This is a genomic window from Pseudoalteromonas sp. SMS1 (assembly GCF_021530565.1).
Lineage (GTDB): Bacteria > Pseudomonadota > Gammaproteobacteria > Enterobacterales > Alteromonadaceae > Pseudoalteromonas.
Genome location: NZ_JAKGBI010000001.1, coordinates 349,714 through 365,599 on the forward strand (window position 1 = coordinate 349,714; position 15,886 = coordinate 365,599).

The following is a 15,886-nucleotide window of genomic DNA, read 5'->3' on the forward strand; positions in this document are numbered from 1 at the left end:
TATCACGTGTATGTCTCTTGATTGTGAGCCAAAGTGCCTTTTTTAAGGCACTTTTTTCATTTCTGGTACTTACTTTTTTGCTTCAACGATTTAGTTTTAAAAATAGAATTAAGCTTGTTGCAAAAGTTTATAAAAGCGACTGACGACGCCATTTGTCCACCCAAACCCTTGCTGTACCATGTACTCACCACCCTTTGCTATTTTACTTGGATCAACAACATTGTACTTTTCGAGCAAACACCCTGTATGCGAAAATGTATCCTCTACCGTATTTACCCACTTTTGCGCCACTTTATTCGCTTCAACGTCATAGCCATAATTTAGCAGCCCTTTTACGCCAAACCATTGCAGAGGTGCCCAACCATTTGGACTATCCCACTGCTGCGCAGTACTACATAATGTTGTCACCAATCCACCCGGTTTCAAAAACTCAGACATTAAACGTGCAGTCATGTCTCTGGCATTGCTGATATCAACCAGTTCAAAAAACATGGGGGTAAACCCTGCCATCGAGTCAACAGTTGTCAGACACTGCTGTTCAAAATTGTAATCGAAGTACCAACTAGAGTTAGGTTGCCACATATATTGTTCAATTAATTCGGCCCTATATTTCGCTTTTTTCTGGAAAGAGTCTCTTAATGTCGAGATGCCGAGCGCGTCGTAGCAATGAGCTAACTGACGCTCCATAAAGTACATTAGGCAGTTGAGATCGACAGGCACAATCGCAGTAGTCATGATTGAATTTAAATCATCAGCATTTTCAAGCCAGCGGCTACTGAAATCCCACCCTGACTCGCAAGCTGCTCGGATGTGTCGATAAAAGCTAAACTTTTGCTCTTCGGCTAACTCTGCCGCGTCCGAGGTGTCCTCTTTGTAAGACTCCGGTCTTGCAACCGCCTCATCATCCCAGTAACGATTCAGTACGCCGCCACATGGCATTTTTACAACGCGACGATGCGATTCCAGCTCACTTGAAAGTGAATCTTTGCCAGACATCCAAAATTCGTATTCACGGACAAGTGCTTTGGTCACTGCGTTTAGCCATATGTGATCCGACTTGTTTGACTCCCATAACAAATCAACCATCAAAGCGGTCACTGGAGGCTGTGATCGCGTCCCGTAGTAGCTCCTGTTACCATTTGGTACATGCCCTAACTCTTCTATGAGAAAACAGAAGTTAGACAGCATATTCTGGACAAGATCGTCACGACCACAATCCATCAACCCTAATGCGGTGAAATAACTATCCCAATAGTATATCTCGTTGAAGCGCCCTCCAGGTACGATATACCGCTCTGGCAAAGCAAGTAAAGAACTCGAGTCCTGTTGCTCTGGCTCTCTAAGCAACCGCTGCCACAAAAGGTCAATATACTCTGGGACACTGTTTAGATCTGGTAAAGCCTCAAGTTCAGGTTGAGGCCTAAACTTGAAATGTGATTGAACAAAAGCTTCCAGGTCTTGTGGCTGTTCAAGGTCGTACAGCTCACACACTTCTTGCCAACTATGCAATGGTATGGCATCTGCAAATGTTTTACTATCTGCAAAGATTCCGCTTAGTTGCACCTCTTTGAAAAGCTGGCTGTGCTCAAACTTCATACTATTTCCTCGACTATACCGCTGACGAGCACGCTACTTGTTGAGCACGCTTTTTAAATAAAAATAGGGTTAAGGTAATGATACCCATAGGAATTAAAGACATGTAAAATGCATGTTGGCCGCTCATATATTCAAAAACAAAACCTGTAATAAGCGATCCCGTTGTCCCGCCAAGCGCTGAAAAGACCACAATCAAGCCTGTCATAGCTGCATGTCTGTGCTTTTCTAAGCTACTTAACATAATTGAATTAATAACCGGATAAATCGGTGCCATCAGCAACCCAATTAAAGGCATTAGATATGCGGCAATTGGTGCATCGAATACACTCGTAACGGGTGCTAAAGGTAAGTTTTTAGTCATTGGCAGGGTCAGCAGCACCAGCGTGGCCATACCAGCAATACACACATTTAAAAAGATATACCAATCAACTTTTTTAAGGATCTGCCCGGCCAATAGACGCCCTAAGGCGAGACTCGCGGCAAAGATACTGCTGAGCTGTACACTCACATCAACAGGCAAATTAAGTACTTGATTGTTAAACGTAGGTAACCACGTCCCTACTCCCTGCTCTATCAACACATATAAAAACGCACTAATGACAAAAACCAACACAAGCGGCTGATATGTCAAGCGCAGCATATCTATAAAGTCATTTTTTGGACTGTGCTCAGCATTGAGTTTTGGTTTTTCAATCTGAGCGCTGAAAACCAGTAAGAATGTGAGCAATGAAAGGCCTGCTAAAAGATAATAAACATTCAGCCAATTGTTAGAAGCAACATCATCACTTAAAAATGCAGCAAACACCCAGTAGCCACTCAGCACACCCACCATGAAAACGCCCTCAATGGTGTTCAACAAGCTGGAGTGCGACTTTGCAGAGTCAGTTACCTGGCCAATTAACGCGTAGACAGACACTTTTACAATCGCGAATGCACACCCAACAGCTGCAAACAATGCTTTCAGTGCCCAAAAACTCCCTGCGATAGGCGTGACTAAACACATCACGATAACCAATGATAGCGCGGCCAGTAGTGCGACCTTGTAGCCGATCCGAGGGATAAGCGACGCGACGAGAAAAGACACAATAGCAATAGGGATATCCTTAAAGCCCTCTAAGCTTGCTGCTTGCGCTTTGGTTACACCAAAAGTGTTAATGGCTTGCAAAATTACTGTGCCAACACTATTGAGTAATATTGCAAATAAGAAGTAACAGACCGCCATGGCCATAATGATTCGCATGTTCTGCATTACATGACTCATAAATACGCTAAGATTATCTCAGTCTAGCGCTCATAAAATCACAATGCAAACGTTTGCAATATTAATTTTATGTTATTTTCGTTTAAACATGTGCTGGAGAACGCAATCTATCGTTAAGCGTAAACTCGCTTTGGGTAATTAGCTTGATTGACGCTCAACCAAAGAAATAGCCAGCTGACTCGACGACACAGCTTCCCCAGCCAGTTGTGCCAGCAGCTTTTCAACCAGTAGTTCTCCTGCCTTTTTAGTGTCCTGCTTAACGGTTGTCAAGGAAGGAAAACTCACATCAGCCATGGCGATGTTATCAAACCCGACAATAAGCACGTCATTTGGGATACTAACATAACGTTCTTTGAGTGCTTTCATGGCGCCCAGTGCGACCATGTCACTACAAGCGAAAATACCATCAAAATCAAGCCCATCGCTACGTAGTTTTCTATTTATGCTGTCGTAAGCCGCTTGGCTGGTTATATCTATTTTTAAGAGCTGAGCTTGCTCAGCCAAACCCGCGAGTTCTATGGCAGTCCTAAAACCTTTGTAGCGCTCACCCAGTTCAGCATGCTCAGGTTCACCTAAAAACAAAGGCTTTTTACACCCTTTGTCGAGAAGATGTTGAGTGGCCACTTTACCGCCCAAGAAATTGTCGCTCCCGACAATCACATAGTCAGCCTCCGTTTTCGGGTCACCCCAAACGACTAAAGGCATACCTGCTTCAGAAGCCCGCTCTATGTGTGCTTGCTGTTTGCCCTGACCAACCACAATCACACCATCAGCTCTTCTCCCGTCGATAAAGTATCCATGCCAATCTTCACCCGCCATAAATGAGTTTGACAACAATAGTTCGTAACCTTGACGATTAACGGCAAGGTTTATATCACTCACCACTTTTAGCAAGAATGGATCATCAATTGATTGCTCTGTTTCAGCGTCAAGGTTAATCAACACAGCGATTACTTTGGTCTTTTGCAGTCTCAACCTACTAGCGGCGGCATTCAAGCTAAAGTTATGGGTTTTAGCCAACTGCTGAATGCGTTCTCGCGTTTCTTGCTTAATAAGCGGGTTATCGTTAAGCGCCCTTGATGCAGTAGAAGTAGACACCCCTGCTAACTTTGCTAAATCGGCTAACTTTAATTTCTTTTGCGGCATGTCACATCCATTACATCGTGAAAAAATTGGCTTTAAAATAAGCGACTGTTTTTTAGAGACTAACAGTTTACTGATCCGAATAACTGCACTTCTAATAGTTCAATGAGCGCGGGTTATTTTCTTACTATATTTCGGTCTCGTCTATCAGTTTCTTAACTCTTTGTTTTTAATATACCTAAGTTCTTAATCATAGGTAAAAAACCTAGAGACCCTGACGAAATAAGGTAAATGCTAGGTAAAAAAATATCACTTCACACTATTGCAAACGTTTGCATTAAGTTCTATTTTAGAATAACGCCCAGTGCAAACCAAACAAAATTATACAAAGCGCGCGTATTTTTAGCTCCTTTGTATCGTGGCGAAAAGCAATGCTGACGGACAGTCAGCTCTTATGACAACAAATGAAACAACCAAGGGAGCAGCTCCTGTGAACTTAGGCAAGAAGTATTCAGCACTGACTGCAGCGGTTTTATCCGCCCTCGCATTTTCAAATGCGGTAAGCGCTGAACAAAATAAAAAAACTGACGAAAAAGTAGAAACTATCATCATCTCTGGTACGCCAGGCGGTATGGGGATCCGTAAAGTTGATGCAGCTTACGCTGTTACCAATGTGGACGAGTCACTCATAGAGCGCCTTGCACCTAAAAGTACAGCTGACTTATTCAAAGCTATCCCAGGAGTTTGGGTCGAAAGTTCGGGTGGCGAATCCGGTGCGAATATCAATGTGCGAGGGTTTACCTCTAGCGGCGATGCTCCTTTTTTGACTGTTAGTCTAGATGGTTCACCTGTATACCCTGCTCCTACACTTTCATTTTTAGAAAATTCATCCATTTTCCGTCTTGATGAAACCATCTCGATGATGGAAGGCTTACGTGGCGGCCCCAACCCGGTTCTTTCCAATGGACAACCGGGTTTAACAACAAACTTTCGCCTAAAGCGTGGCCAAGAAGATACCGAAGGGACCTTTAAATACACCACTTCGGACTATGGGTTACAACGCGTTGATGGTGTGCTTAGTGGTGAACTTAGCGACGACCTATATTATATGGTTGGTGGCTACATTAAACGCTCTTCGGGGATCCGAGATGCCGGCTTTACCTCTGAAAAAGGTCATCAATTTACAATTAAGCTTACAAAAGAGCTGGAAAATGGTGAAATTAACGTTTACACCCGCCAGACTGACGACACCGGTGCTTGGTACTTGCCAACGCCTTTGAACGAGCAAGGTGTTGACGCCGAATTCACACAACTGGGATCACTCAACCGACAAGCGACAATTTACGCTGGCAACGGCAAGGCAGACATCGATTTAGGTGAAGGCCGAGGTTGGAAAGGCCATGTTTCAGGCGGGAGCATCTCGTTTGAATTGGGCAACGACTGGCACTTTATTGATAGATTCAGCCTAACGCAAGGCGATGCAAATACATACGGTTTAGTACCAGGTGGCAATGTCGTTAACCTGTCAGATGTAGCGTACAACGGCGAAACTGCAATCGGCGCTGTCACTGGCACGGTTTACGACTCAAACACGCGTGTGCAAGATTACGGCCGGTGGGTTGTACTTAAGGATATTGAAGCATTTACCAATGATCTCGCCTTTAGTAAAGACTTTGGAAAAATCAGCAGTGCTTATGGTATGTATACAGCGACAACCTCAGCTAAAGATTGGTGGAGTTTAGGTAATTCGGCTTACCATGTGCTCGCACAAGGTGGCGAAATGCTTACCGGCATTGCATGTAATGACTCAACCGAAGGCTGCGGTTTTAACTACGACATTAACAGTACTGGTGATGCGACGACAGTGGCTTTTTATACAACGCAAAGTTACAAAGCAACGGACGCGCTCACGTTAGATTTAGGACTTCGTAGCGAACGTCATGAAGTTGACTACTCTGTCGATGAGGGTCTAGATGGAAAAATCACCAAATCTGTTGATTACAGTGCACGAAAAACATCTTGGACTGTCGGCGCAGATTACAAGCTCAATGATATCAGCGGTGTCTTTGTACGCTTTAACAAAGGCTTCAAAATGCCTTATTTTGACGATTTCAGAGACAACTATAACAGCTATACCAGTGGCGATCAGTTAATTAAAGAAGTGTCTCAAAGTGAGATTGGCTACAAGTACATGGGTGAAAACATGGACTTCTTTGCTACTTTCTTTGCAAATGAGGTCAAAGGAGAGTCATTCTCTACACGTCCAGATCTGCCAGCTAAACGCTTCACGACAGAAGCACACGGTATAGAGTTAGACTTTAACTACAATCATGATTCAGGATTTAGCGTTAACCTAAACGGTACTTTACAAAATAGCGAAATTGCAGAAAGCCCAGATAGTACACTGACTGGCAATAAGTCCCAGCGTATTCCTGATTGGCAATTACGTATCACACCAAGCTATGAGTTTGAATTGGGGGATATGTTTGCCACTGTTTACGGCACAATTTCAGCCGTAGACTCCCGTTATAGCGACATCCAAAATACGCCAAGTGCTGTACTGGATGGCTATGAAAAAATCGACATTGGCCTAACCCTTGAGCCAATGGAACAAGTTCAGCTTCAGCTAGCAATAGATAACCTCACAGATGAGCAAGGTCTAACAGAAGGTGATCCGCGTAACCCTGCCGCTGCAAATGGCCGATACATCTTGCCTCGTAGTGTGAAGTTCAGTGTTGCTTACAGCTTCTAACAGATCGAAATTTTGCACGCGGTTAGCGCTTCGTGCCACTAAAAACTAACGACCAAAGCCCAGTAGGATCACCTTTATACTGGGCTTTTTTCTTCTAGACATCTACACTTTACTTTTAATACCTCTGCACGAAATTAACGTATCTCGACATCTAGCTCATAACACATAATATGCTCAAAACATGTCGAAAACTTGGGAGTTTCACTATGAATATTGAAGAGATCCGCAAAGGCGAGTGGCTCGAATACCATGAACACCCTGTAGAGGTGCTCTCAGTAGACCGACAACATAGTATGGTAACAGTCTGGGATGAAAAGAATCAAAGTAAAGTGGACCTACATATCGACGAGCTAAAAGACGATCCACAATGCCATTGTGATTCGTATTTATATTATTGACCAGTAAACCTAGAGTGCCTAATTAAAGGCACTTTAGAAAAACTCGAATTTAAAGTGACTTTATTTGCCACTGCGCATTCGTATTATATGCTTTGCCAGCACGGGTCAAATGTACTTGGCCTGACGACGGATTCGCCCACACATACTGTTGCCAATAAGTGTTTTTGAGATTCACCGCTGAGCCATATGACTCAAGCAAAAATGCAGCTTGGTTAGGTGACGTCCAAAGCTTGGCATCACCGCTTGAAGTACTTTTATAACTTAAAAATAATTCCGCATTATCTCTTGTGCGAAAATATACGGTATTTGCACTCGTCTCAACTTTGATAAATGCAAGTGGTGATCGGTCACTGATAAAAAGCTCCTGATTTTTAACCGTGTGGCCATTATCGCTAATGGCATGCCCATTTAGCATACTCGTCACGTGCACAACTTCACCGGTATCCGCCTTGACTTGACTTGGTTGCCAATCTGCAGGAGGGGTTTTCCATGTTAAAGACTTCCACTTCCAGTTATAAGGCATGTTGATCAACGGATCGTTGACGTCAGAGTACCCTTCCTCGGCTTCAATATTGTATAAGCAGTGTCTGCGCTCTTCTTCAAGTTGCGCAACGCGGGCTAACTGATCATTTGTACCAACGTTTAGCTCCTCCATACACTGAATGAGCGTTTTTCCTTTACCTGACTCACCCGGTGCAAGTACATATGTATGGTCGCGCTTGGCTTCATCATCGTACCAATCTAACATTGCTTGTTCGTCAAAGGACAGCCAATTATTGACCAATTGCTGCGCTTCGATTTGCGCTTTTTCACGACGTTCTTCTTGAGGAAGCGCCATGGTACGAATAAATGCAGCCCAAAGGTCTTTACTGGCCTCTAATGAAACAAGTGCAACGGGCTTAATGTTACTTGGTTTGTAGGCTTGCCACCCTGTTTCACCGCGAGACTCTGGCTTCCAAATAACATCACCACTTTGATAGTTCAGTGCTTCTTTGGTGTCATGGGTGTGTTGCTCAGCGCCTTCAGAACAAAGGTACGCTTTAACTTGCCAAATTTTTTCATAATTATCAGCAGGTAGCCTTACTGTATGTTCAGGGCTGAAAGAGTCTTGGAACAAGTGCACCGCGCGCCCAAACAGAAAGTAGTTGTGATCAACTTCTACCGCTTGCGCGTATCCACCACCATCCCAAACTTTGATTTTTTTCGATTCAGCTGTTGCAGCGTTTATGAAATGATTAATAAACCGAGTCTGCGCTCTTTTTGCTGCGTTAACACCACCAATCCCCCCGATATCGTCATATCGACGCATAAAGTGATCTTGTTGAAGATCGGCTGGTTCTTGCGCGACGGCATTAAAACAGTTGGGACCCGTGGGATCCGTACTCGCATTGGTGACGTTGAAGCCTGCAATATCAACCCACCTTTCTCCGACTATGGCAGCATAAATAGCATCATACTCCGACCAATACGTTCCATCTTCATTTCTGTTAGACAAAATTTTGGTCACTTCAGCCTGCGCGACATTCAGCTCAACTGACTTAGCCAAGCCATTACTCCAACCAAGCCTTGGATCTAGACTGTCAGATACTTTCGTATCTTGTCCCATCACTTCAAGCGCGGATGTACGGGTTAACCATTCATGGCCTATCGGCATAACACCTGCACCGCCTAATTGCGTGAACGCGGTTGCCGAAGCGCTAATGGTCATAGAAGCTAAAATGCTGCATAGATATTTGATTTTCATAATTACTCCTTTTAAAACGGAGCAATCTTTACATAAAAATTAAATTAAATCTCTAAAAATTGAATTTTTTATTACAATAACGTTACACAGCAACAATATTAATCTATTTTCAACCTGTATTCGTTGCACATAAAATCTAGTCTTAATCACTGCGCTAATGCCAGTTCCACGGCCATATTCGCATGCGCTTTTGTCGTATCATAAAGTGGCAGGTTTGTGTCGCCGTCATTTATAAGTAGCGCAATTTCTGTACAACCAAGTATGACCGCCTGCGCCCCTTGTTGATGTAACCGAGAGATAATGTCCAAATAAGCCTGCTTTGACGCTGGCAAAATTTCACCCACACATAGCTCGTTATAAATGACATTATGCACCGTGTCTTGATCTGGAGACTCTGGCACAATCACATCGATGGAAAACAGTGATTTTAATCGCTTTTTGTAAAAAGGTTGCTCCATGGTGAATTTAGTACCTAGTAGCCCCACTTTAGTGATTCCGTCCTGCTTCAATTGTTGAGCCACGGCATCCGCAATGTGAATAAGAGGTACGTTTACGTGCGAGGCGACTTCGTCGAACACCAAATGCATTGTATTTGTGCCAATCAGGATAAAATCTGCATTAGCTCGCTCAAGAGCTTGTGCTTCTTGGACGAGCAATTGTGCCATTTCTTGCCACTCTCCACGCACTTGCAAATCTGCAATAGGTGCAAAGTCAACACTTTTCATTGCCATTTTGGCTGAATGTAGCCCCCCTAACCTCTTCTTAACACCCTCATTTATATAACGATAATAACTTGCAGTTGATTCCCAACTCATTCCACCAATTAACCCAATTGTTTTCACAGGACACTCCTTTATTTAATCTCGGCACGTTTTGTGACATCACTGGTGAGGCTGAATTTACTAGCCCTATCATGTTAAAAAACCATATAGAATACCAACAAAAATTGATACAACGATTCTGAATCTATTTAGCATTGTTTATACCAATTAATTATTGCGTGAGAGGCAGGAGTTTGTATTTGAAGGGAGTCAATTCACTGCTGGAAATCCCCACAGACGGTGCATGCACCCACTGGGGGATTGTTAATTCTATCGCGATTGAGTATTAAAATGAGTAACGATACATTAGAGCGGATTGGTCAAAATCGTCACCTTTAAAGTACTCCAGACTAATGCTCGAACCACCAAAATGTGCCTTGATACCACCACCATATCGCGCACCATCACGTTTTGACACATCTGACGCATCATAGCTTTCATATCCTAGCTGGGCAAAAGCAGAAAAATACTGACTCAAGCGATGCTCATACTCGGTATAAAATCGAGTTAAGTCAAAGTCTGTCGTGCTGTTATCAACTTTGATGTCCATTTTTCCAATCTGCGCACCGAAAGCAAAGCGGCCATTTTGTGTTTCATGCACGATGTAACCTAACTCAAACAGATTTTCATCGAACTCTATATCTGTTTCGTTAAGGAAAATACTTAATGTATCTTTTTGTCTTCGATAGTTAAAACCAACAAAAAAACCATTTTCAAACTCATAACCCGCACCGGCTTTGTAGCCAGTTGCATCATAATCAGCTTCATCTAAATCCGTCTGAGAATAGCCAATCTCTAAATAGGTTTTACTTAAATCTGCCGCATGTGCATTAAAACCAAACGCTGCGAACACAGCCAACAATAATCGTTTTTTCATAAGTTCTCTCCATACAGTTTATGGGGAACATATTAACGGACAGACCATTTTCAATCCGTAATAAACCATTAAATAATGCATCAGAATTTGGCCAAAAAAGGCGACATTTTAGACCTGACGTTTACAATCATTTACTTTACACAATTGCTGAACATCCTACTCAGAAAGCGATAAAACAAAAACATATCTATAAACATCAACAACTTAAAAATAAAAATATAAAATCAAAAGGCTAGGTTATTTTTCTCTCTACATAATCACGGTGTTTTATGTACAAGAGTATGTTTAATCTGCTGATACTTTTACTCCGAGTGTAAATACACACCGGCGCGTACTTAAAATCAGTTAGCGCGAGACAGCTCATGGCCCAATTTTTATATGGACCATGAGCAAAAACATGACGTACAAATTGATTAACGTTGGTAAGCATATTTACTATGAGCAACTTATGTGTGCCATATCGAAAGTCACTACAGGGCAGCGAGTCTCAGTGTTGCTTCGGCAGACCAGCTACTGCGGCCAAACCCACATTAAACAACAACTCATTACACTGCTATCAATGTCAATGAGATACCTCAATATAACCGTCAAATGTATCAAGCTGCGCTATGACACCCGGTGCAACAACATCTGTCACATTTATCAATCTCTAAAATACTGCTTCGCTTTGTCAATAAATGTATCTATGTCGGCACGCTTAATACCCGAGTGTGTGACCAAACGCATACCCTGATACCCTGGCGTAATATTGATACCTTGGTCGAACATGGCTTTTGAAAACTGCATCATGTCAATTTCTTGGTTTACATCAAGAAACACTAAATTTGTTTGCACTTGATAGGCTGAACTGTCAAACCCCGGTAACTCATTAACTCTTTGCGCTAAATAAGCCGCATTGTCATGATCTTCTGCCAGTCGCTCAACATTATTTTTTAGTGCATATAAACCCGCTGCAGCAAGTATACCGGCTTGTCTCATACCACCACCAAGCATTTTTCTTATACGGCGTGCCTTATCTATCAACTCTACATCTCCCAAAAGTAGTGAGCCCACAGGGGCACCAAGGCCTTTTGACAGACAAATGGTCATGGAATCAAAATGTTTGCTGATGTCTTGTATGTCGACATTGAGCGCAACTTTGGCGTTATACACGCGAGCACCATCTAAGTGCAATTTTAAGCCATATTTTTTTGTCAGCGCCCTCGCTGAGCTCAGATAGTCTAAAGCAAGCACTTTGCCGCCAATGGTATTTTCGAGGCTTAACATTTTTGTTTTGGCAAAATGAAAATCATTGGGTTTAATCACAGATCTCACTTTATCCAAACAGATACTGCCATCAGCCTCGTTTTCAATAGGTTGTGGTTGAACGGATCCAAGCACCGCTGCACCACCCGCTTCATATCTGTAATTATGTGCACTTTGGCCACAAATATATTCCTCACCTCTTTCACAATGCGCCATAATTGCCAATAAGTTAGCTTGTGTGCCTGATGTAACAAATAGCGATGCATCAAAGCCATGCGTTGTTGCGCTATATCGCTCCAATTCATTAACGGTTGGGTCATCACCATACACATCATCCCCAACCATTGCATTACTCATTAATCTGCGCATGTCTTTGCAGGGCTGAGTCACCGTGTCAGAGCGTAAATCAATCATACAGCGTCCTTATATTTATTAGAGAGACTTCATAATATGGCCATCGCTCGTAAATTGAAACAACACTTAAGCAGGTACGCTTTATTTACCCATATAAAAGCAATGTAATACCCCCCGGTTATCCCAAATTGTTTGTGCGATGCTGGACAGGCAAGTTTTGATTTGAGCGCTTTTGAATTGCAATTGTCTCAGGGGTAGAGCCAAGTACTTTCCACTTCTATCATTTTTTCAACACCCGATGGCGAGTTTCTAATCAACATGTCGGCGGTTTTTCTGTGTCATGTCAATATCCTCGAACGGTCCCTTCAGGGCAAAAATAAGCGCTCAGGCAGTCGCGATGAACTATTCACTGCGATTGAAAACAGTAAGGCTAGCTGTTAAATGTAAAAGGATTCTTGCTCATGCTTATAGCTCTAAGGGATCCACCCTGATCCGCTTCAATGATTTATATTATAAAAAAAGCGTGCTTGAGTTTACGCACCTATTGCAAGAATGCGACATAAATTGCCTACCAACGCAGTAAAACCGCTTTTGGACGGGTAAGCTAAGATGACTTTTTCAATGTTGAGCACACGCTTTGATCCTTTATATGTAAAAACCGACATAGGTTAATGATTTGATTGTTACATAAATCCCTAACCCAAACACCGCATGGGCAGCCAAACTTTTCATTCGAGCGAGATTGGGACTGGGTGCTTTAGATGCAGCGACGCCAAAGCCAAAACATGGCTGCATCACGAAAAAGGGAAACATCACAGTGACAGTACCAAAAGCAATACTCCAAATAACACACTGCGGACTCAAGTTAAGAAGCAGACTTAACTCAATAAACAGGCTCGCAAAGATAATACCAATTGCGTAATGCAGCACCCACCCCAAAGTACTTTCACCCCGCCTTTTTGGCGATTGCATAATTGAGTCGTGTCGCAATTGCAATTGGCAAATCAAATACAGTGCCCATCGACCAACTAATGCATAATCTAAAGGTTGAATTTTAAAAATACGCTTCAATAAAAAGCTGTACACATCCATAAGCATCGTCGCGCCGACACCAAGCGCCACGGCATACGATGGAAAAAGGGGGAATTCTGAAATTACAGACATCATGCTTTCCTTCAAGGTTATTGACTTCACTTCTAAACGGCTAAAAAATCATGCCACTTGAAGTCAACTTGAGGTCAAGCGCTTTTTCTCATAAACATGACGTTGTATGAGATTGAAGCTAAGCTTCAGCAAAAGATAGGTATCTAGAAAGCGCATTAACGAGGCTTTCTAATTGAATAGGTTTAGTTATGTAATCGTCCATGCCCGCTTGAATACAGGCTTCTTTGTCACCTTTCATCGCATTGGCAGTCAATGCTAAGATTGGCACTTCTAAATAGGCATCTCCGGCCTCACCTTTTCTGATTCGTTTTGTTGCTTCAAACCCATCCATCTCAGGCATTTGGCAATCCATAAGCACGAGCTCAAATCCCTGCTCAGCTGCGTTATCAGTCAGCAACTTTATTGCTTCTCTGCCATTGCCTGCCAGCTCTGCCCGCAGGCCAAGCGAATCGAGCATTTTTTTGGCGACCAACTGGTTAACAGGGTTATCCTCAACCAACAGTACACTTTGCCCCGCAAACTTGTGGTCTTCAACCGTGCGTTCACTTGTTCTACCTTGAAGTACGCTTTGGCGCATTTCAATAAACTTTTCAATATCATGCTGGGTAAATGGTTTTGTATATTTGCCTAAGTATCCACGGTTTTTAAAGTATTCACTATTTTCTTTATCATGGAGCATAGTCAAGATAATGGCTTGTGTACCAGGTTGTACTTGCCATTTTTTAAACCAATTATCTGTTTTCCTGCCATTGATGTTTCGGCTCACCACGATAAGATCCACGTCATTTTCAAAAAGATGTGTTTGGGCATTTCTGAAGCTGTCCTTGATATCCACTTGAGTCGAATAACGCTCAAACAAATTTTTAAGTGCCCGAGCAGAGGCATCATGGCTCTCAACAATTAAAGTACATCTGAATATCGTATGTATCGATTGCCCCTGACAGCTGCCATTACCCAATAACATATCAAATCCAAATGTACTTCCGATACCCAACTCACTCTTAAGTGATACTTTCCCACCCATTAGCATTGATAACGTTTTAACAATCGCGAGTCCCAAACCTGTTCCTCCAAATCGTCGTGTGGTTGTTGCATCAACCTGTGAGAACGAGTCAAACAACTTTGCTTGCTTATCTTCTTCAATACCAATACCGGTGTCTCGTACCTCGCCTATTAATCGAACTTTGTCCGCCTCTGCAATGGTAGAAATAGAAACCACAACCTCTCCGCTTTGAGTAAATTTCAATGCGTTACCGACCAAATTACCAAGTACTTGTTTAAACCTAATAGGATCCCCGATGACCTTGCGAGTTTGAACGGCATGGGTTTCTAGTAATAACTCAAGCTGCTTTTCATGTGCAGCATGTGCATGTGTTTTAACGAGCGCAGTACTTTGCTCAATAACATCAAATGCCACTTTTTCAATCTCTAGCCTACCAGCCTCTATCTTTGAAAAGTCTAGAATATCGTTAATCACAACCATCAAAGCATCCGCACTCGACTTGGCTGTGAGTACGTAATTGAGCTGTACCTCTGTCAGGCCCTCTTTTTCGACCAAATCAAGCATGCCAATCACCCCATTCATAGGGGTCCGGATCTCATGGCTCATATTGGCTAAAAACTCAGATTTATGACGTGACGCTTCTTCGGCTTTTTTCTTCGCAATGCCAAGTTCATAATTAGAATTGAGTAAGGCTTGTCTCGCTTGTTTATTGGCAAAATTGTGCAATTCACCAACCATAATCGCGAACCCAAAGTTGAATATCAATTGCGCAACCATAATGGTTATAAAGAACAGCTGAATATAAATGCTTGTATCGTTTAAAATACTCGACGCATTTTGGCTGATGGGCGCACTGATTCTGAATATGCCAGCTGTGTTAAGACAGCCAAGCCCAAGCACCACCAATGCACCAGACACCTCAAAGCGGTTTCTGCGGTGTTCAACTAAAATAGATACTATCCAAACAGAGGTTAGAAAAATCGTCAGAACGGCCAGTTTTAATCGCGAAGCGTAAGACTCATCTACATACGTAAAGTAAGAGAGCAAAAGTACAAAAATGCCCAAGTAAAACGCCAAAATACGCAGTGGCGGTCGCCTATTAACCGCATGATACAATCCTACCAGCATCATAATCAGCGAAAGCTGCCCGCAAAAATTAGAGGCAATATGTTTAAAGAAGTAAGGTATGGCGTTTTGTGCTGCAAACAATCCGAAGTTTATCACCAGCAACCAAGGTCCAACTGCCCAGTACGCCGTCGCTTTAATATCTCGATTGGCCATCCATAAAAAAGTTAATGCAGTTGCAGATGCGACAATGCCTATCGCACACATGAGTAGTATTGTCTGAGTAGATAAAACGAGCATCCCCACCTTCTTGTTAAAGTTATTGCAAACCTACGGATTGCCTTACTAAAAAGTAGGAGACAGGTGCTTTAAAGTAAAGCGAACACGCCCTCTGCTTGAGTTAAAATAAATGGCCTTTGGTGTCCTACAACCAAGTATTTTCAACGCGATGACACCCAATGTTTTGGCGTCATTAAGCTCCATAACAAGACAAGACCTCCCTTCAAAACTGCATAATTTTTGG

The 15,886-nt window shown here is 42.7% G+C and carries 11 protein-coding genes; 2 read left to right on the forward strand and 9 right to left on the reverse strand.

Going from position 1 to position 15,886, the window contains the following annotated elements; translation table 11 throughout:
• Positions 1-108: 108 nt before the first annotated feature.
• The 3 genes from L1286_RS01475 to L1286_RS01485 all read right to left on the reverse strand — a co-directional run bounded on the left by L1286_RS01475 (position 109) and on the right by L1286_RS01485 (position 4,003).
• Complete coding sequence (locus tag L1286_RS01475) at positions 109-1,596, reverse strand: trehalase family glycosidase (protein WP_235405157.1); 1,488 nt, start codon at positions 1,594-1,596, stop codon at positions 109-111.
• A 13-nt stretch (positions 1,597-1,609) separates the two neighbouring features.
• Positions 1,610-2,845, reverse strand: a complete 1,236-nt coding sequence (locus L1286_RS01480; RefSeq protein ID WP_235405158.1) for an MFS transporter — start codon at positions 2,843-2,845, stop codon at positions 1,610-1,612.
• Positions 2,846-2,995: 150 nt separating this feature from the next.
• Complete coding sequence (locus tag L1286_RS01485; RefSeq protein WP_235405159.1) at positions 2,996-4,003, reverse strand: LacI family DNA-binding transcriptional regulator; 1,008 nt, start codon at positions 4,001-4,003, stop codon at positions 2,996-2,998.
• A gap of 427 nt (positions 4,004-4,430) precedes the next feature.
• Here L1286_RS01485 and L1286_RS01490 point away from each other — a divergent pair, with 427 nt between their 5' ends.
• Both L1286_RS01490 and L1286_RS01495 read left to right on the forward strand, forming a co-directional pair.
• Positions 4,431-6,692, forward strand: coding sequence for a TonB-dependent receptor (locus L1286_RS01490; RefSeq protein ID WP_235405160.1), 2,262 nt, complete (start codon positions 4,431-4,433; stop codon positions 6,690-6,692).
• Positions 6,693-6,898: 206 nt separating this feature from the next.
• A complete protein-coding gene (locus L1286_RS01495; RefSeq protein ID WP_235405161.1) occupies positions 6,899-7,090 on the forward strand; it encodes a hypothetical protein in 192 nt (63 codons plus the stop codon).
• 49 nt (positions 7,091-7,139) lie between these two features.
• On the opposite strand, the gene L1286_RS01500 is transcribed toward L1286_RS01495, so the two are convergent.
• The 6 genes from L1286_RS01500 to L1286_RS01525 form a co-directional block, all read right to left on the reverse strand.
• Positions 7,140-8,834, reverse strand: coding sequence for a hemolysin D (locus L1286_RS01500; RefSeq protein ID WP_235405162.1), 1,695 nt, complete (start codon positions 8,832-8,834; stop codon positions 7,140-7,142).
• Positions 8,835-8,980: 146 nt separating this feature from the next.
• Positions 8,981-9,676, reverse strand: coding sequence for an aspartate/glutamate racemase family protein (locus L1286_RS01505; protein ID WP_235405163.1), 696 nt, complete (start codon positions 9,674-9,676; stop codon positions 8,981-8,983).
• Positions 9,677-9,941: 265 nt separating this feature from the next.
• Positions 9,942-10,532 carry an outer membrane beta-barrel protein gene (locus tag L1286_RS01510; protein WP_235405164.1) on the reverse strand — a complete coding sequence of 197 codons (591 nt, stop codon included), beginning with the start codon at positions 10,530-10,532 and terminating at the stop codon, positions 9,942-9,944.
• Between the two features lie 642 nt (positions 10,533-11,174).
• Positions 11,175-12,191, reverse strand: coding sequence for a low-specificity L-threonine aldolase (gene ltaE / locus L1286_RS01515; RefSeq protein WP_235405165.1), 1,017 nt, complete (start codon positions 12,189-12,191; stop codon positions 11,175-11,177).
• Positions 12,192-12,776: 585 nt separating this feature from the next.
• Positions 12,777-13,298 carry a DUF2938 domain-containing protein gene (locus tag L1286_RS01520; RefSeq protein ID WP_235405166.1) on the reverse strand — a complete coding sequence of 174 codons (522 nt, stop codon included), beginning with the start codon at positions 13,296-13,298 and terminating at the stop codon, positions 12,777-12,779.
• A gap of 115 nt (positions 13,299-13,413) precedes the next feature.
• On the reverse strand, positions 13,414-15,663 hold the full coding sequence (locus L1286_RS01525; RefSeq protein WP_235405167.1) for a response regulator: 2,250 nt from the start codon (positions 15,661-15,663) through the stop codon (positions 13,414-13,416).
• Positions 15,664-15,886: the final 223 nt, after the last annotated feature.